The organism is Nocardia sp. NPDC058519 (assembly GCF_042719755.1).
GTDB lineage: Bacteria > Actinomycetota > Actinomycetes > Mycobacteriales > Mycobacteriaceae > Nocardia.
In genome coordinates, this window is sequence record NZ_JBHXNK010000009.1 from 94,021 (window position 1) to 112,195 (window position 18,175).

Consider the following 18,175-nt stretch of genomic DNA (forward strand, 5'->3'; position numbering starts at 1 on the left):
GCGCGCCCAAAAGCGCAGCGCCGCTTACACATCGAGGAAACGGACGTCCTTGGCATTGCGGGTGATGAAGCTGCGACGTGCCTCCACGTCCTCGCCCATCAGCACGGAGAACAGCTCGTCGGCCGCGGCCGCGTCGTCGAGCGTCACCTGACGAAGCACCCGAACCGCGGGGTCCATCGTGGTTTCCCACAGCTCCTTGGCGTTCATCTCGCCCAGACCCTTGTAGCGCTGGACGCCGTCGTCCTTGTTGATCTTCTTGCCCGCGGCGAGGCCTGCCTCGATCAGCGCGTCGCGCTCACGGTCGGAGTAGGCGAACTCCGGGTCCGAACGCATCCACTTGAGCTTGTACAGCGGCGGCTGGGCCAAGAACACGTGACCGTGCTCGACCAGCGGACGCATGAAGCGGAACAGCAGCGTGAGCAGCAGCGTCGCGATGTGCTGACCGTCCACGTCGGCGTCGGCCATCAGGATGATCTTGTTGTAGCGCAGCTTGGCGATATCGAACTCGTCGTGGATACCGGTGCCGAACGCGGTGATGATCGACTGGACCTCGTTGTTCTTGAGGACACGGTCGATGCGGGCCTTCTCGACGTTGATGATCTTGCCGCGCAGCGGCAGGATCGCCTGGTACATCGAGTCGCGGCCCGACTTCGCCGAGCCACCGGCGGAGTCGCCCTCGACGATGTAGATCTCGCACTTGCCCGGATCCTTGGACCGGCAGTCGGCCAGCTTGCCCGGCAGTCCGCCCAGGTCGGTCGCCGACTTGCGGCGCACCAGCTCGCGCGCCTTACGGGCGGCCATCCGGGCCTGCGCCGAGGACACCGCCTTCTGCACGATGGTCTTCGCGTCGGCCGGGTTGGCCTCGAACCAGTGCTGCAGGTGCTCGTTGCAGGCACGCTGCACGAACGACTTGACCTCGGTGTTGCCCAGCTTGGTCTTGGTCTGGCCCTCGAACTGCGGCTCGCCGACCTTGACGCTCACGATGGCGGCCAGGCCCTCACGGATGTCGTCGCCGGTGAGGTTGCCGTCCTTCTCCTTGAGGAGCTTCTTCTCCTTGGCGTACTTGTTGACCACTGTGGTCAGCGCCGCGCGGAAGCCCTCTTCGTGGGTGCCGCCCTCGTGGGTGTTGATCGTGTTGGCGAAGGTGTGGACCGACTCGGAGTAGCCCGAGTTCCACTGCATCGCGACCTCGAGCTCGTGGCCGGTGCCCTTGACCGTGTAGCCGACGACCGAGTTGTGGATGGCCGACTTGGTGCGGTTGATGTGGCGGACGAAGTCCACCAGGCCGCCCGGGTAGTGGTAGGTGCGGGTCTTCACCTTGTGTTCGACCGCTTCCGCGGCGACCACCTCGGCGTCCTTGGGCGCCTCGGCGGTCTCACTGACCACCTCGTCGGTGATGTCACCGACGGCGACCCGCTCATCGGTGAGCTTGATGGTGAGGCCCTTGTTCAGAAAGGCCATCTCCTGCAGGCGCCGCGCCACGGTCTCGAAGTTGTAGGTCGTGGTCTCGAAGATGTCCGGATCGGCCCAGAACCGCACCGTGGTGCCGGTCGCCTTGATCGGCTCACCCTGGATGAGCTTGCCGGGCTTGGCGTCCTTGTAGGTCTGGTTCCAGTGGAAGCCGTCGACGTCGATCTCGACCTCGACCTTGGTCGAGAGCGCGTTCACCACCGAGATACCGACACCGTGCAGACCACCCGACACCGCATAGGAGTCGGAGTCGAACTTGCCACCCGCGTGCAGCTGGGTCATGACGACCTCGATCGTCGGCACGCCCTGGGCGTGCATCCCGACCGGGATGCCACGACCGTCGTCGATCACCTCGACGCCGCCGTCGGCGAGCAGGGTCACCTCGACCTTGGTGGCGTAGCCGGCCATCGCCTCGTCGACCGAGTTGTCCACAACCTCCCAGATGAGGTGGTGCAGACCGCGCTCACCGGTGGAGCCGATGTACATGCCAGGGCGCTTGCGCACCGCCTCGAGGCCTTCGAGGACCGTGATGGAAGAGGCACCGTAGCCTGAATTGTTGCCCGATGCGTTGGAGTCGTTGGCAGCCACTTCTCGGTAGCTCTCCTTACTTGCTGATCCCTGGCGCAGCGATCCGGGCAGCACGCGCACGGCCCCGAAGAGCCATCAGATATCACGGACTGCACAGCACGCGCCGAGGGTTCGCCGCTGGTTACGTCACCATCCTACTGGTAAGCCCAACTTACAGTGCACCTACGACACCCCTGGCTTCGCCGTGAATGCGAGAAATCGTCTCACCGCGAGACATTTCCGCCTCTACGGGAATTTTGCCGGTCGTGGGAGCGAATAGGCTGCGCGTCCGAGCCTGCGGTCGTGTGGTGCGAGATCCGGCACATTGCCCGGGGTGAAAGTTATCCACAGGCGTTGTGCACATGTCTACAACTTCGGGTCTGAGAGCGGCGCAGGCGCAACGGATCTCGCCCCGGTCACCGCGCGGCTACCCGTAGGTATCGCGCGGGCCACGGCCCTTGATGTGGCGATCGCCCTTGCGCCAGCTCGGCGCGGCGGGGCCGGTGATGCGCAGTGAGGTGACCACGCCCTGGCCGACCGCGGCATTGATCTTGGCCAGGATCTGGCCCTGCAACATGCGCAGCTGAGTGGCCCACGCGGTGGACTCCGCGGCGATCTTGAGCACACCGCCTTCGAGGGTCACCGGGGTGGCGTGGGACGCGATGTCCTCGCCGACCACACGCGGCCAGCTGCCGAACACCGTGCCCTCGGCTACCTTGCCTGACCAGCCACGATTCTTCGCGAGCGAGCCGCTGAGCGCGCCGAGGAGCTGGGGATCACGGGCATCGGGGCCAGAGCCGGACCAGCCGCTGCGGCGCCTGCCGCCGGCCCGCAACTTGCGCACCGGGGAGGCCCGGCCCTGCCCGACGGACTTGCCACTGGCCTTGGCCGCGGCACGCGCCTCTTCCAGCGCACGGCGGGCCAGATCGATGCCGCGCAGCTCCGGTGCGGGTTCTTCCGGCACGGGGTTCCGCCTTCCGGTGTCGAGGGTGGCCGAGTGTGGATGGAGTCTACGCCGGGGCGCCGACGGGCTCGTCGAGCACGGATCTGGCATATGTCCAGCATGTTGCTGGTTTTCCACAGGGGCTGGGGATAACTATCGCGATCTGTGCATATCTTCGGCGTGTTCGACGACGTCGGGGACGATCTGTGAGATACGCCGGTCGGCCTCGCCGGTCGTTTGCACACGCAACGGTTCGGCGGCCAGTTCCGACGGCACGTCCTCGGCCACCGCGGCCGTGATCAATACCTGCTCAGCACCCGCGGCCACCTCCGCGAGCGCGGCGCGGCGGCGGCGGTCGAGCTCGGCGAACACGTCGTCGAGCAGCAGCACCGGTTCGGAGCCCTCACCGCGCAACAGCTCGAACGAGGCCAACCGCAGCGCGAGCGCGAACGACCAGGACTCACCGTGACTGGCGAATCCCTTCGCGGGCGCGCTGCCGAGCAGTAACTCCAGATCGTCGCGATGTGGACCGACCAGACAGACCCCGCGATCGAGCTCCCGGTTCCGCGCGGCGGCCAGCTCGCGCAGCATGATCTCGTGCAGCAGCTGTGCATCACCCGCCGCGGGCACCCTGGCCGGATCGAGGAGTTCCGGTGGGAGATACCCGGAGCGGTAAGTGATTGCGGCAGGGCGTGATTCGGGGGCGATTGACCGATATGACTGGGACAGATGGGGATACAGGTCGTGGACCAAGCGCAGCCGCTCGGCGAGCAGCACCGCCGCGTGCTCGGCGAGGTGCCCGTCCCACACATCGAGGGTGCCCAGATCGGCACGCGAACGAGATTGGCGCCCAGCGGTTTTCAACAGGGCAGAGCGCTGCCGCAGCACCTTGTCGTAGTCGGCGCGGACACCGGCGAGCCTGGGCAACCGGGCTGTGCACAACTCGTCGAGGAACCGGCGCCGCTCCCCCGGATCCCCACGCACCAGCGCCAGATCCTCCGGCGCGAACAGCACAGTGTGCAGAATCCCCAGGATTTCGCGTGAGCGGCGCACCGGCGAGCGATTGATCTGCGCGCGGTTGGCACTGCCCGCCTTGAGTTCCACATCCACGCGCAGTTCCCGGCCCGTGTTCACCACGGTGGCCCCGATCCTGGCCTGGGTGGCGCCCATCCGGATCAGCGGCGCGTCGGCGGAGACCCGGTGCGAGCCGAGCGTCGCCAGATAGCCGACCGCCTCGAGCAGATTGGTCTTGCCGTTGCCGTTTGCCCCCAGCAGCACCGTGCGCCCTGGGGACAACTCGAGGTCGGCGTGTTCCCACGAACGGAAATCACGGACCGACAGCTCACGTATGAACATGCAGGCCTAGCCGCCCCCGCCGGCTCAGCCGGGCAGCCGGACCGGCATCAACAGGTAGATGTACTGGCTCTCCAGCGCCGCGAACGCGCCCGACTCGAGCACCTTGGGCTCCTCGTCGGAGGCGGGCAGCAGCACGGCGGGACGGCTGGGGGTGGTGAACCCGAAGGTGACCCGGTCGGTGTGCAGCGCGGCCAGGCCCTCGGTCAGATAGCCGGGGTTGAACGCGATGGTGAGCGGTTCGCCGCGGAAATCCGCTTCCAGCCATTCCTCGGCCCGGCCCGCGTCGTCCCCACCCGCCGACAGCAGCACGCCGTCTGTGGAGAACTCGAGACGTACCTGGGCACCGCGCTCGGCCACCAGGGCGACGCGCTTGATCGCCTCCGACAGCACGGCGACGGGCAGGGTGGCGATGGAGGTGTGCTCCTTGGGGAGCAACTGGCGGAACTTGGGGAATTCCGCGTCGAGCAGCCGGGTGGTGGTGCGCCTGCCGCCGTTGACGATGCCGAGCAGGCCGTCGGCGCCGCCACCGCTGCCCAGCGACAGCTGCACCGGTGCCTCGGCGGCACCGAGGGTCTTGGCGGCCTCGGACAGCGTGCGCGCGGGGATGAGCACCGCGGTCTCGATATCGGAGCGGGTCGGCTGCCACTGCAGGTGGCGCACGGCGAGGCGGAAGCGGTCGGTGGCGGCCAGCACCACGTCGTTGCCCTCGATCTCGACCCGGATGCCGGTGAGCATCGGCAGGGTGTCGTCGCGGCCCGCGGCGACGGCGACCTGGCCGACGGCCTCGGCGAACACGTCGACGGTGAGTTCACCGGTCTGCTGCGGTACCTCTGGCAGCTGGGGATAGTCCTCGACCGGCATGGTCGGCAGGGAGAACTTCGCGCTGCCACAGGCGATGAGCACGCGGGTGCCGTCGACGGAGACATCGACCGGCTTGTTCGACAGCGACTTGGTGATGTCGGCGAGCAAGCGGCCCGAGACCAGCACCTGGCCGGGACCGGCGACCTCGGCCGCGACGCGCATCTGCGCGGAGACCTCGTAGTCGAACCCGGAAACCGTCAGGCCGTTCTCGTCGGCCACCAGCAGCACACCGCCGAGAACAGGCACCGGAGGCCGGGACGGGAGACTGCGCGCCACCCAGGCCACCGATTCGGCGAAGTCCTCTCGGGCGACCCGAAACTTCATGCTCGCAAGCTCCATCGCCCGATTTGTCCTCTCCGAGTTTCGAATCCGTGTGCGGGTGTGTGTCAGCGGAGTTGAACTGCTGTGTCGGCCGCGCCATGAGTCTCGCACAACCGACCGACAACCAAACGGTACCCGTGCAGTGCGCGAACTCCGCATCGACCCTCCCGGCCGATTCCGCCTCGTCGAACCACCCCGCTCCTCCTTGCCTGCCTGTGAGTGAACAACCGACGAAGCCGAGCCTCCCCAACCGAGTTTCCACACACCCTGTTTTAAAAGAAGTCTCTCTAGAAGGAGAACTGAAGTAGTAGTAGGCACTGTGGAATCTGTGGATTTCGGCCGAATCCGCAGGTCAGCGGGCTCGGCGGCATGGGGATGGCCGTGGAGTGACTCGAGGATGAATCCGCGGTGTCTGTGGAGATACGAAGTTGTCCCGAATCCATCCTCGAGTTGTCCTCGAGTTGTTCCACCGGATTCACCCAGTTGTTCACACCCAGCGCCACCCTGGTGGCAACGGTGGGGATTCCTCGAGGACTCCACAGGGACTCCTCGAGGAATCCACAGGCCAGATTCGGTGACGCCGCAGGTCACCGCTAGTGCACAGGTGTTAGTGGAGCGTCTTGTGGATGATGTGGACAACTGCCTGTGCATGAACGCTGCACACCCGCGCCCAACACCCTGTGCACCGACCGGTGCACAAAGGTGTGGATTCCTCGAGGAGTCCACAGGAATTCCTCGAGGAATCCACAGGGCAAAAAAGAACACCGCCCCAGGTCAGGGCGGTGTTCGGGGTTGGGGATGAAATCAGCGGGAGCGCTGTTTAATTCGGGCTGTGAGTTCTTGGACCTGGTCGTAGACGCGACGGCGCTCGGTCATCTCCTTGCGCACTTTCTTCTCCGCGTACATCACCGTCGTGTGGTCGCGACCGAACGCCTGGCCGATCTTGGGCAGCGACAGATCGGTGAGCTCACGGCACAGGTACATCGCGATCTGGCGGGCCTGCGCCAGCGGACGCGCCTTGCCGGGCCCGGTCAGCTCCTCGAGCGTGGTGTTGAAGTACTCGGCGGTGACAGCCATGATCGTCGCCGCGTTGATCTCCAGCGCCGCGGTGTCGGGCATCAGATCGCGCAGCACCACCTCGGCCAGCGAGAGGTCGAGCGGCTGACCGTTGAGCGAGGCGAACGCCGTCACCCGGATCAGCGCGCCCTCGAGCTCGCGGATATTGCGCTCCACCCGGCTCGCGATCAGCTCGAGCACGTCGTGCGGCACATCGAGCCGGTCCATCCGCGCCTTCTTGCGCAGGATCGCGATGCGAGTCTCCAGCTCAGGGGGCTGCACATCGGTGATAAGGCCCCACTCGAAGCGGGTCCGCAGCCGTTCCTCCAGGGTGGCCAGCTGCTTGGGCGGGCGATCCGAGGACACCACGATCTGCTTGTTCGCGTTGTGCAGGGTGTTGAAGGTGTGGAAGAACTCCTCCTGGATGCCTTCCTTGCCCTCGATGAACTGGATGTCGTCCACCAGCAGGATGTCGGTCTCGCGGTAGCGGCGCTTGAACGCGACCTTGCGGTCGTCGCGCAGGCTGTTGATGAAGTCGTTGGTGAATTCCTCGGTGGAGACGTACTTCACCCGCATACCGGGAAACAGTCGCTGCGCGTAGTGGCCTGCCGCGTGCAGCAGGTGGGTTTTGCCCAATCCCGAAGCGCCCCAGACGAACAGCGGGTTGTAGGCGCGTGCGGGAGCCTCCGCGATGGCGACCGCGGCAGCGTGCGCGAACCGGTTGGACGCGCCGATGACGAACGTCTCGAAGGTGTACTTGGCATTGAGACTGGCCGACGACGAAGACTGCGGCGGCGCCTCGGGCGACTTGTTGAAATAGGTCGGCCAGTTGTTGCGGTTGCTGACCACCGGTTCGTCGTCGACCGGCTGGGCACCGGGCTGACCCGGGAACGGCTTGTCCTGGCCCTCGGCGCTCGGCTCCTCGGCGCGGGCGGCGGCGGGCTCTTCGGACGGCCTGCCGCGGTTCGGTGCGCGCTGCGGCGGGTCGGGAGTGAACAGCGACTCCTGCCCGGAGTGGTCGCGGCGCGGCGCGGCCGCCTGCTCCCTGCGCGCGGGCGGTGCGGTCTCGGGGACCCGCTGGTCCGGACGCGCGCCACGGAACTCACCGCGGCCGCCGAACTCGGCACCGGGATAGTCGGGGACCGGGTACGCCACGGTCGGCTCGAAATCGGAGCCGGGGAACTCGTTGCGCTCGCCTTGGTACTCGGATGGCTGGGTGTATTCGGACGGTGGCTGCTTGTATTCCGATTGCTGGCCGTACTCCGAGGGGGCCTGCTGGTATTCGGGCTGCTGGCCGTACTCCGAGGGCGCCTGTTTGTATTCCGCGGGCTGGCTGAACTCCGACGGTGCCTGCTTGTACTCCGGCTGCTGCTGGTATTCGGGCTGTTGCTGCTGGTACTCCGGTTCGGCCGGGTAGTCGCGGTGCCCCGCGTAGTCGTTGCGCTCGCCGTACTCGCCGGCCTGCCCGGGGTACTCACGGCCGCCGTAGCTGTTCGGGTACTCGCCGTTGGCCGGATAGTCGGGGGACGACTGATAGTCGCCGCCGTACTCACCGCCCTGGGCGGGGTACTCGCCCGCGCCGTAGCGCGGCCTGCCGTACTCACCGCGAGCGGCGTAATCGGGAACGCTGAAATCGGGGCCGGGATAACCGGCGGGCGGGCGCACCTGCTCGCGCGGACGCTCCGGCCTGCTCGTCATCCTGGCGTGCCGGGGCGAACTACCTGCCCGCTCCCCCGCGGCCGGGCTCGGCGCGGCGATGCGCACTCCGAGTCCTTCCACTTGGGGGCCGAGCCTGCGGCCGAGCGATCTCAGGATCGGCTCGCGCAGATCGCGCTCGATCGCCTCCTGTGCCAGCGACGACGGGACCGACAGCAACGCGAAACCCTGCGCGACGGTGAGTGGCTTCACCAGCTTCAACCAGGCCTGCTGCGCACGACTCACCGCGGGGATGGCGCCGTCGGCAGAGCCGGTGGTGAGCTCGGCAACCACCTCCGGCCACACTGTGGCCAGCACGTTCTGCTCGTCGTCCATACAGCGTCCTCCCCGGACCGGTTTGTTGGGGCCCACGGCCTTCGCGCACGCCGGAAAGCACCCGCGAACAGGTGTGATCCAGTGATCCTGCGTACAACCGAAGCCGGTTCGAACGCTGTGGCCCGGTGATTCCGGACTGCGGCGCGGGCACCGACGGCCCCACGAATATGCCACTGCGGCCGTCTGTCCACATAATTATCCACAGATGTGGACAAACCTGGGGATAAAGGAATTCTGCCAGCGTGTGGCAGCGAATGGGGCTGGACCTGCGGTTCTTCAGCAATCCCCCGGCTACAGAGGTTAGCTGGCCGCGCCGCACAACGCCAGGGGTGTGGAAGAACTCACGAAAAGTGGCCGGATGCGTCACTGTGCCCGGGCGTGTCGTGCCTGGTCGGGCTCCGCCCCCGTCGAACAAGCGCCGATCCCTTGGTCCGTTCGGGTGTCCGGTAGCCTTGACCCTGTGCCGGTGACAGGTACGTGGGGGCCGAGTTTGACCCGTTCCTTCGGGGTAAGTACCCTCGTACAGTCACCCCTTGGCGCGGTTGGCGGCTGTCTGCTGCACATCGATCGCCAAGGCAATCTGTGCGTAGACCGCGGTCCGCAGCGCAGACAAATCATTTGTACAGACTTCGGGCGCCGAATGGTGCCCACCTACTACAGGAGTGTTGACCGTGGCCAAGGGCAAGCGGACGTTCCAGCCGAACAACCGTCGTCGGGCGCGCGTCCACGGCTTCCGTCTCCGGATGCGGACCCGTGCGGGCCGCGCCATCGTTGCGGCGCGTCGCCGTAAGGGCCGTACCGAACTGACTGCCTGATCGCGCGTAGTCGGACGCTCGGGTGTTGCCTGAGCCGTATCGGTTGCACCACCGTGCCGAATTCTCCCGCACGGTGCGCCGCGGTCAGCGAATCGGGAGGCGAGATCTCGTCGTACACGCGCTTACGCTCGGGTACGACGATGTCGCCGACGGCGATTCCCTGGTCCGCGTAGGCGGTCCTCGGTTCGGGCTGATTGTCAGCAAGGCGGTGGGTAACGCGGTGGTTCGCCACCGGGTGGCCCGCCGCCTGCGTCATATGTGCGCCCAGGTGGTCGACGAACTACCGGTCGGCACCGACGTCGTGATCCGGGCACTCCCCGGTGCCGCTACCGCCGATTCCGCCGAGTTGCTGCGCCAGCTGCGCACCGGCCTGCGCAAGCTCGGCTTGCGTGGGACACCGGAGCTCGCGCTCGGTCGCACCCCGGCCGGTGAACGGTGATGAGGACCCTCACCCGCCTACCCGCGAAAGCCTTGATCTCGCTGATCGAGCTCTACCGGACCTATGTCTCCCCCACCCGGATGCCGATCTGCCGGTTCACCCCCACCTGCAGTGAGTACGCGGTGACTGCCTTGCGTACCCGCGGGTTGGTCGTCGGATCGACACTCACGGTCGTGCGGCTCGCCAAATGCGCGCCCTGGCACCCTGGAGGGTGGGATCCCGTGCCAGAGCGCGGGTCGAATGCCTGCACAAAGTCATCGCCCGCGCTGATCGGCGATACGAACGACGGGAGTACCTAGAGCCGTGCTCGACATCATCTATTGGCCGGTATCCGCAATTCTGTGGTTCTGGCACAAGGCCTTCGGCTTTGTGTTCGGCGCCGACAGCGGGCTCACGTGGAGCCTCGCCGTGGTGTTCCTTGTCTTCACTCTCCGGCTGGTGCTGTACAAGCCGTTCGTGAAGCAGGTGCGCACCACCAAGCAGATGCAGGAACTGCAGCCCCAGATCAAGGAGCTGCAGAAGAAGTACAAGAACGACCGCGAGACCATGGCGCGGGAAATGCAGAAGCTACAGAAGGAACACGGCTTCAACCCACTCATGGGCTGTCTGCCGGTCCTGGTGCAGGTGCCTGTCTTCCTCGGTCTGTTCCATGTGCTGCGCTCGTTCAACCGCACCGGCCACGGCTGGGGTCAGCTGGGCATGTCCGCCTACGACAACGCGCACACCCCGAACTACATCTTCAGCGCGACCGACGTCCAGTCGTTCCTGAGCGCTCGCATCTTCGGTGCGCCGATCGCGTCCTTCATCACCGCGCCCGTCAGCGAGATGCAGGCGTTCGCCGATTGGGGTGGCACGCCGACCAAGCTGAACATCGCGATGGTCGCCGTTCCGCTGATGATCATCGCCGGTCTCGCGACCCACTTCAACGCTCGCGCCTCGGTGCAGCGGCAGACGCCCGAAGCCGCTGCCAACCCGCAGGCCGCCATCATGAACAAGCTGTCGCTGTGGGTCTTCCCGCTCGGCGTGATGGTCGGTGGCCCCTTCCTGATGATCGGCATCCTGCTCTACTGGGTGGCCAACAACATCTGGACCTACGGACAGCAGCACCTGGTGTTCGGCCGGATGGAAAAGGAAGACGAAGAGCGCAAGCAGAAGAAGCTGGAGCTGCGGTCGCAGAACGCACCAAAGCCCGGTGCCAAGCCGGTCGACGTCCGCAAGAAGCAGGACGCCCCTGCCGATGACGAGCCGTCGGCGAACGGCACCGCGGCGACCAACGGCACCACCCCCAAACAGTCGGCCAAGCAGGGCGGCGGCAAGCGCAGGCCCGGCGGGCAGCAGCGGCCGGGTAACCGTGGCCGTGCGAACCAGAAGCGTAAGCGCTGAGACGCGATCGGATAGAGGGAATCCAATGACTGTTGAGACCGAGACCGACGGAGGGGACGCCACTGTGGCGACGACTGCTGTTGACGTCGTGAACGACGCCGAAGAAGCGTTGATCGAAGAGGGCGAGATCGCCGGCGACTACCTCGAGCAGCTACTCGACGTGCTCGACTTCGACGGCGATATCGACCTCGATGTCGAGGGCGACCGCGCCATCGTGAGCATCGACGGCGGCCGCGATCTGACCAAGCTCGTCGGGCGCAACGGTGAAGTGCTCGACGCGCTGCAGGAGCTGACCCGGCTCGCCGTGCAGCAGGCGACCGGCGTGCGTAGCCGGCTGATGCTCGATGTGGCCGGCTGGCGTGCACAGCGCCGGACCGATCTGAGCGAGATCGGCGTCGCCGCCGCGAAGCGGGTGCTCGAGTCGGGAGCGCCCGAGGCGCTGTCCGCGATGACTCCGTTCGAGCGCAAGATCGTGCACGACGCCGTGGCCGATATCGATGGCGTGGCGAGCGAGAGCGAAGGCGTCGAGCCGAATCGTCACGTGGTGGTAGTGCCCGAGTAGGCTTACCTCCGCCGTAACCACGAATGATGTGATTAGGCCTCCGGTCTCGGACCGGGGGCTTTTTCATTGCCCTCAACGGAGAAGGATGTTTCACGTGGAACGAGAACTGGGCACGCCGTCCGACGAGCTGGAACCGCCCGCCGCCGCTGCCCGGGTGTTCGGCGACCGGTTGGATATCGCCCGCCGCTACTACGCGGCGCTGGCGACGGCCGGCGTGGAGCGCGGTCTCATCGGCCCGCGCGAGGTTCCCCGGCTGTGGGAGCGTCACATCCTCAACTGTGCCGTCATCGGCGAGTTGATCGATGAGGGCACGTCGGTAGTCGATATCGGCAGCGGAGCCGGGCTTCCCGGAATCCCGCTCGCCATCGCCCGGCCCGACCTTCGCATCACTCTCGTGGAACCGCTGCTGCGTCGGACGATCTTCCTGAGCGAGTTCATCGAAGAAGCCGGGCTGGATGTCACTGTGGTTCGCGGTCGTGCGGAGCAGTCCGGCGTGATCAAGGAAGCGGGCGGTGCGGATGTCGTTACTTCGCGCGCGGTCGCTCCCCTCGCCAAACTCGCGCACTGGTCGCTCCCCCTCCTCCGCGACCACGGACGCATGCTCGCTCTCAAAGGAACCAGCGCCGCCGAAGAACTCGAGCGCGACGGCGCCGAGCTGATCCGTGATGGCGCCACCGATCTCCGTGTTGTCGGATGCGGTGCGGGCATCGTAGAAATCCCCACCCTCGTCATCAGTGCCGAACTCCTCCCCCGCGCCGAGCGTCCGACTCGTCGTAGCGAACGCAAGGCTGCCGGGGTAGAGAAGAAGGCGCGAAAGCGTCGCGAATCCTGATCGGCCTGAAATTTCGTCCACCGAGCGGGTTTGCGCGTTTCGTAACGTGACGAATCATGCCGAGGGTTGTTGTATGGGGTTGAAACGGGCCTACTTTCGATGGTTACGGAGGGGTGTCGCGTTCGCGGAGCAAATGTGTTTCACGTGGAACCCGAACACCCCTCTTCTCTCTGCGTGGATCGAACTGCGCAATCGGTGTACGGACTCCTCTAATCGGATGGTCCTCGTGGTGGATTCGCTCGCTCGGCTTGTTCGCATCGAGAAGTTGTTGATAGCTGTGTGTGCGTAACTGGGATGCGTCAGCCGTGCTGCTAGACGCCGGTGAGCCGAGTGTCACTGTCCGGGAAGCGTGTTGCCGTGAGTCGAGGACGGACATTCGGTTCTCTATCGCGCGGCGCCTGGGATGTGAGCTCATCGTTCATCTGGATCTGCGCGCGATCGGGCTGGCGGTGTGCTGATGCTGAGGGTTGCTTCTCGGCTGGACCCAGGGGTGCGTGGGTGATGTGGGTGATGTGGGTGATGGGGATTGTGGCTGGGATTGGATGGTCGGTAGTCCCAGGCAGGTTTGACGCTGTGTTTATTGGAGCGCTGGCGCGCTCGAGTCGCGGCCCCGAGGGGCCGCCGGTTAGCCACCGTTGCTTGCTCCTTCGTCGCCTACGCAACGGCGGCTAACCGGCGACCCGGCCGCGAACCGGCCACTGCGTGGCCGCCCCTCCCTAAGGGTCGGGGGTGGTGGTTGGCTACCGTCAGGGCGTGTCGCAATCAGTTGAACCGCCTGCTGTTCCCTTCGTGTCGAAGGTGGTAGCGGGGTTGCGGCAGGGTGCGGCATTCCTTGTTGTCGGGGCGATCGGGTTTCTCGTCGATGCCGGGACTTACAACCTGCTGGTGTTCTGGGATGGGGGATTCTCCCTCTCCGAGGGTGTGCTCTATCACTCGCCGCTGCTCGCCAAGATCATCGCGATCGTGGTGGCGACGGTGGTTACCTACTTCGGGAACAAGTGGTGGACCTACTCCCATCGCAAGTCCGACAGCCCCGGCCGGGAATATCTGCTGTACGCGATCGTCAATGTGGCAGCGATCCTCCTGCAACTCGGCTGCCTCGGGTTTTCCCGTTATGTGCTCGACCTGTCGTCACCGCTGGCGGACAACATTTCCGCCACCGTAATCGGCCAGACCATGGCGGTCGTATTCCGCTATTGGGCCTACAGCAAATTCGTTTTCACCGGCTCATCGGCAAGTGATGAGCAACACGCGCGGGGTGCGGCTACACCTCACTGACCACGCGAGGGTGCCGGGCGATTGATATCCTCGCCCCGCCCGCCGCGACGCCCAAACTTTTGCGTCACTCCCTGCGCCGGCGCAGTCGATACCGAGAATTTCGAGGACTTCATGGAGCAGTCGGCTACCAAAGCCGTGACCGAATCGAACGATCGGCGCGAGGCCGCGCCCGCATCGCTGCGGGGTGAACACTCAGCGCCCGAGCGGCTCGTGCTGGCCCGAGGCATCTTCACCGGGCCGTCGGCGCGGGTGAGCGACGACCTCTATGCCGTCGTCAAGGGGGGTGCCGCGGTCCGCGAGCGGCACTCGCTGCACCTGCCCAAGGGTGCGACCGCGCATACCAACACCTACTTCGGTCGGCTCGCCGCCAGCTACTGGCAGCGCTGGACCACCGTCACCGAGGTGTCGGTCGGCGCTCAGCTCGCGGTCGGCGGGAAAGCCAATGTGCGGCTGGTCGCCTCCGATATCGCCGGGCACCGCCGGATCATCGCCTCGCTGGTGGCGACCAGCAGCGGGTACGTCTCGCTCACCGCGCCGCTGGATCAGTATGTCGACGGTGGCGCGCTGTGGCTCGAGTTCGACGCCGTCGGGGGCGAACTCGATATCACCGAGCTCGCCTGGACCGCGCAGGCGCCCGAGAAGGTGCGCCCGGTCGCCATCGCGATCTGCACCTTCAACCGGGCCGAGGACTGCGCGCACACCGTCGCCGCGCTGGCGTCGGACGCGACCGTGCTTGCCGCGATCGACGCGGTGTACGTCGTCGACCAGGGCACCGACCTGGTCGAGGACCGCCCGCTGTTCCAGCAGGTCCGTCCCGATTTCGGCGACAAGCTGCGCTACATCCGCCAGCCCAATCTCGGCGGCGCGGGCGGCTTCACCCGTGGCCTGTACGAGGTGTCGGCGGCCAACGAGCACGCCGACGTCATCCTGATGGACGACGACATCCTCTGCGAGCCCGAGACCGTCCTGCGCCTGCAGGCGTTCGCCAACCTGACCGTCGAGCCGACCCTGGTCGGCGCGCAGATGCTGTTCCTCCTCAACCCCGACTACCTCAATGTCGGCGCGGAGGAAGTGCACCTGCACGAGCTCAAGCACGGCCAGAAGGTGCCCAAGGCGCTGCGCAACACCTCCATGCTCAAGAAGAACCAGGAGCGTCGGGTCGACGCGGGCTACAACGCCTGGTGGACCTGTCTGATCCCGGCCGAGGTGGTCGCCAAGATCGGGCTGCCGGTGCCGATCTTCTTCCAGTGGGACGACGTCGAGTACGGCATCCGGGCGCGCGAGCACGGTTTCGTCACCGTCACCCTGCCCAACGCCGCCGTCTGGCACGCCGACTTCTACTGGAAGGACTACGACGACTGGGCACGCTACTTCTCCACCCGTAACTCGCTCATCGTCGGCGCCCTGCACACCGATCTCGACGGCAAGGCGATCACGCGCGAGTTCTTCCGCTACATCGCCGAGCACCTCGTCGGCATGCAGTACGGCCTCGTGCACACCACTTTGCAGGGCATCGAAGACTTCATGAAGGGCCCGAAGGCGTTGCGCGACGGCGGTATCGACGCGCTGGCCGCCGCCCGCAGCACTCGCAACGACTATCCCGAGACCATCAAGCACCCCGCGGCCACCCCGCCGGTGAACTCCGCCGACATCTCCGTGCGCCGGGCCAGCGGCGAACCGAGCCGCACCACCCTGGTGCTGATCAAGCGCGCCATCACCCAGTGGACCGGCCGCACGCAGCCCGGCCTGATCGGGGTCACTCGTGAGGACGCGCACTGGTGGCACATCGGCCTGTTCGAGCACGTGGTGGTCACCGATGCCTCCCAGTCCGGCGTGCGGGTGCGTCGCCGGGACAAGGCCCGTGCTCGTGCGCTGCTGATTCGCGCCTACCGCACGCTGCGCAAGTTCCGTAAGGAACTCCCGGCATTGCAGGCCGAATACCGCAGGGCCGTACCGGAACTCACGAGCCGTGAGAACTGGGCTCGCCTGTACGGCATCGACCCGAGCTGACCCATGACCCGTTTCGTCCGGCCCGCCTCCGCGTCTGACGCGGAGGCGGTCGCCGGGTTGCACACCGAGCTACACGCGCATTTCGAGGTGTACCGTCCGGCCGACATCGTGCGCCGCACACGGCGGCTCACCCAGAACGACTACTCCGCCTGGCAACCGGCGCCACTGCTGATCGTCGAGGACGAAACACCGCTCGGTTTCGCGACTTACGACTTGTTCCAGCCGAGCAAGTGGTCGGCGGGTGAGCTACGGATCTCGGAATTCCTGATCACCGGGTCCTCGCGCGGCACAGGTGCGGGCGCGGCCCTGCTCGGCGCCGTCCACGAGGCAGCGAGCGCCGCGGGCGTAGCGGTGAGCGAGCCGAACCAGGCCGACCCGGATGTGTTCACGACCGTGGAGCGCTACATCGGCTCCCATGTCATCGACTTCGCCGACGAGCGGGCTCAGGCCGGGCACTGGTCCGCTCTGCGCGCCGAAGCCGCGGAAAAAGGCTGGCCCGCACCACGACTCAACGATCTGTGGCACCTCGACCTGCACGACGATCCCGAGCCCGGCCACCTCTACGCCGATGGTGAGGTCCCGTTCATCCTGCTGCCGGACGGCCGGGTGATCTCCGCGCGATTCCGGACGATCTATGTCAAGGAATACCTCGGTCACGGCCCGGAGAACCGCTGGACGCTGGCTCTGTCCGGGAGCGAGTTGCGCTCGGTGGGCGGGCTGGAGATCGACCACAGCTGGTCACGTGCGGAGAACCGTCCCGCGCTCGCGGTGACCATGGACGACGGCCGGCTCATGGTGAATTACTCCTACTACGCCAGCAATCACTTCGGCTCCGACTCGGGCACCATCGACTACGTCATCGATCTGGCCGAGGCCACCGTGTCCCCGCGCGCCCACGTCACCTTCGAACAGGATTAGCGAGATCATCAGGCACTGACGCAGTTCGGCTTTACGGCCGTTGTTCGCGTGAGTGCCTGATGATCAACTGCTCGGGTTCAGCGGCGGCCGCGTTCGCGGTAGTTCTTCCGCTGCTGTTTGCTGATATCGCGCCAGACCCGTTCGCGTTCGGCGGCAAGCCGCTTGTCGGTGCGGGCGGCCATCCACTCGTTTTCCTTGGCCAGCTTGCGATAGCTGGTCAGCCTGCGTTCGGCGATGGTGCCGTCGGCGAGGGCGGCCTGGACCGCGCAGCCGGGTTCGGTCTCGTGGGCGCAGTCGGCGAAACGGCAATCAGCGGCGAGGGATTCGATGTCGCTGAAGGTCTTGCCGATGCCGTCGGCGGCGTCGTAGAGGCCGATGCCGCGCAGGCCGGGGGTGTCGATGAGGGTGCCGCCGCCCGGAAGCGGTCGCAGTTCGCGGTGCACGGTGGTGTGTCGACCCTTGCCGTCCACGGCGCGAACAGCATTGGTGGCGAACACTTCGGCGCCGAGTAGTGCGTTGGCGAGGGTGGACTTGCCCGCCCCGGACGGCCCGATCAGCGCGACCGTGCCGCTGAGCACGGCGGTGAGCACCTCGAGACCGACCGCGGCAGCGGCACTCACGGCGACAACCGTCGCGCCGGGCGCGACCGCACGCACTTCATCGAGCGGAAGATAGTCCGCCGCATCGGCTTTCGTCAGCACCACAACGGGTTGAGCGTTGCTCTCCCAGGCGAGCGCGAGCATCCGTTCGATCCGCCCCAGATCGACATCGCCGTCGGCGGCCGAACAAATCAGCACGGTATCCACATTGGTGGCCAGCACCTGAGCCACCGAACGCCCCGACACCGACGATCGCATGATCGCCGAACGCCGTGGAAGCAGTCGCCGCACAGTGCCTTCCACATCGATACCGACCCAATCACCGGTACACAGTCCGGTGATGTCACGCGGGCAGGCGGCTCTCGCCGGACCGCTCGGCGTGACCACATCACATTCGCTGCGATCCATCCGAACGATGCGAGCAGGCGCGAGCTCACCGAGCAGTGGCAGATATTCAGAAGCTACGGCTTCGGTCCAGCCGTAAGGGACAAGCAGGTCGTAGTCGACCATGATGGGGAATCCTTCGTCGGGTGCCGAACCCGAACGACGGGTTCAGCGAGTAGAGGTGATGTCCGGAGCAACCTGGGCAGGCGCACAACCACGCCACCCGGCCACGGCAATCCACACGCGTGTACTCACGGACATCCACCTCCTCTCCAACGTTCGAACACCACTGTGCCCCACCACGCCGACACCCGGCAACTCATTTTCCGTGTGCTGCTTGCACCGTCGTC

Annotated in this window: 15 protein-coding genes; 9 read left to right on the forward strand and 6 right to left on the reverse strand. The window is 66.3% G+C overall.

Features of this window, described 5'->3' with window-relative positions:
* Positions 1-24: 24 nt before the first annotated feature.
* The 5 genes from gyrB to dnaA all read right to left on the reverse strand — a co-directional run bounded on the left by gyrB (position 25) and on the right by dnaA (position 8,605).
* A complete protein-coding gene (gene gyrB / locus ACFWPK_RS13180; RefSeq protein WP_378915059.1) occupies positions 25-2,058 on the reverse strand; it encodes a DNA topoisomerase (ATP-hydrolyzing) subunit B in 2,034 nt (677 codons plus the stop codon).
* Between the two features lie 406 nt (positions 2,059-2,464).
* Positions 2,465-3,001: a DUF721 family protein gene (locus ACFWPK_RS13185; protein ID WP_378915061.1), complete on the reverse strand. Its 537-nt coding sequence runs from the start codon at positions 2,999-3,001 to the stop codon at positions 2,465-2,467.
* Positions 3,002-3,133: 132 nt separating this feature from the next.
* Positions 3,134-4,336 (reverse strand): DNA replication/repair protein RecF, encoded by a 1,203-nt coding sequence (recF, locus tag ACFWPK_RS13190; protein WP_378915063.1) that lies wholly within the window; start codon positions 4,334-4,336, stop codon positions 3,134-3,136.
* Between the two features lie 24 nt (positions 4,337-4,360).
* A complete protein-coding gene (dnaN, locus tag ACFWPK_RS13195) occupies positions 4,361-5,536 on the reverse strand; it encodes a DNA polymerase III subunit beta (RefSeq protein ID WP_056822597.1) in 1,176 nt (391 codons plus the stop codon).
* A 786-nt stretch (positions 5,537-6,322) separates the two neighbouring features.
* Entirely contained in the window at positions 6,323-8,605 is a 2,283-nt protein-coding gene (gene dnaA, locus ACFWPK_RS13200; RefSeq protein WP_378915066.1) for a chromosomal replication initiator protein DnaA, read from the reverse strand.
* 671 nt (positions 8,606-9,276) lie between these two features.
* Here dnaA and rpmH point away from each other — a divergent pair.
* From rpmH to ACFWPK_RS13245, 9 genes are all read left to right on the forward strand, one after another.
* On the forward strand, positions 9,277-9,420 hold the full coding sequence (gene rpmH / locus ACFWPK_RS13205; RefSeq protein ID WP_082843828.1) for a 50S ribosomal protein L34: 144 nt from the start codon (positions 9,277-9,279) through the stop codon (positions 9,418-9,420).
* 22 nt (positions 9,421-9,442) lie between these two features.
* On the forward strand, positions 9,443-9,859 hold the full coding sequence (rnpA, locus tag ACFWPK_RS13210; protein ID WP_378915068.1) for a ribonuclease P protein component: 417 nt from the start codon (positions 9,443-9,445) through the stop codon (positions 9,857-9,859).
* Entirely contained in the window at positions 9,859-10,158 is a 300-nt protein-coding gene (gene yidD / locus ACFWPK_RS13215; RefSeq protein WP_378915070.1) for a membrane protein insertion efficiency factor YidD, read from the forward strand. Before rnpA ends, yidD begins: the two co-directional genes overlap by 1 nt.
* A 4-nt stretch (positions 10,159-10,162) precedes the next feature.
* A complete protein-coding gene (gene yidC, locus ACFWPK_RS13220; RefSeq protein WP_378915071.1) occupies positions 10,163-11,242 on the forward strand; it encodes a membrane protein insertase YidC in 1,080 nt (359 codons plus the stop codon).
* 25 nt (positions 11,243-11,267) lie between these two features.
* A complete protein-coding gene (locus ACFWPK_RS13225) occupies positions 11,268-11,804 on the forward strand; it encodes a R3H domain-containing nucleic acid-binding protein (RefSeq protein WP_266294803.1) in 537 nt (178 codons plus the stop codon).
* Positions 11,805-11,889: 85 nt separating this feature from the next.
* Positions 11,890-12,636, forward strand: a complete 747-nt coding sequence (gene rsmG / locus ACFWPK_RS13230) for a 16S rRNA (guanine(527)-N(7))-methyltransferase RsmG (RefSeq protein WP_378915073.1) — start codon at positions 11,890-11,892, stop codon at positions 12,634-12,636.
* 729 nt (positions 12,637-13,365) lie between these two features.
* Positions 13,366-13,914 carry a GtrA family protein gene (locus tag ACFWPK_RS13235; RefSeq protein ID WP_378915075.1) on the forward strand — a complete coding sequence of 183 codons (549 nt, stop codon included), beginning with the start codon at positions 13,366-13,368 and terminating at the stop codon, positions 13,912-13,914.
* Between the two features lie 111 nt (positions 13,915-14,025).
* Positions 14,026-15,924: a glycosyltransferase gene (locus tag ACFWPK_RS13240; protein WP_378915077.1), complete on the forward strand. Its 1,899-nt coding sequence runs from the start codon at positions 14,026-14,028 to the stop codon at positions 15,922-15,924.
* 3 nt (positions 15,925-15,927) lie between these two features.
* Positions 15,928-16,842 (forward strand): GNAT family N-acetyltransferase, encoded by a 915-nt coding sequence (locus tag ACFWPK_RS13245; protein ID WP_378915079.1) that lies wholly within the window; start codon positions 15,928-15,930, stop codon positions 16,840-16,842.
* Positions 16,843-16,919: 77 nt separating this feature from the next.
* On the opposite strand, the gene rsgA is transcribed toward ACFWPK_RS13245, so the two are convergent.
* Positions 16,920-17,951 (reverse strand): ribosome small subunit-dependent GTPase A, encoded by a 1,032-nt coding sequence (gene rsgA, locus ACFWPK_RS13250; RefSeq protein WP_378915082.1) that lies wholly within the window; start codon positions 17,949-17,951, stop codon positions 16,920-16,922.
* Positions 17,952-18,175: the final 224 nt, after the last annotated feature.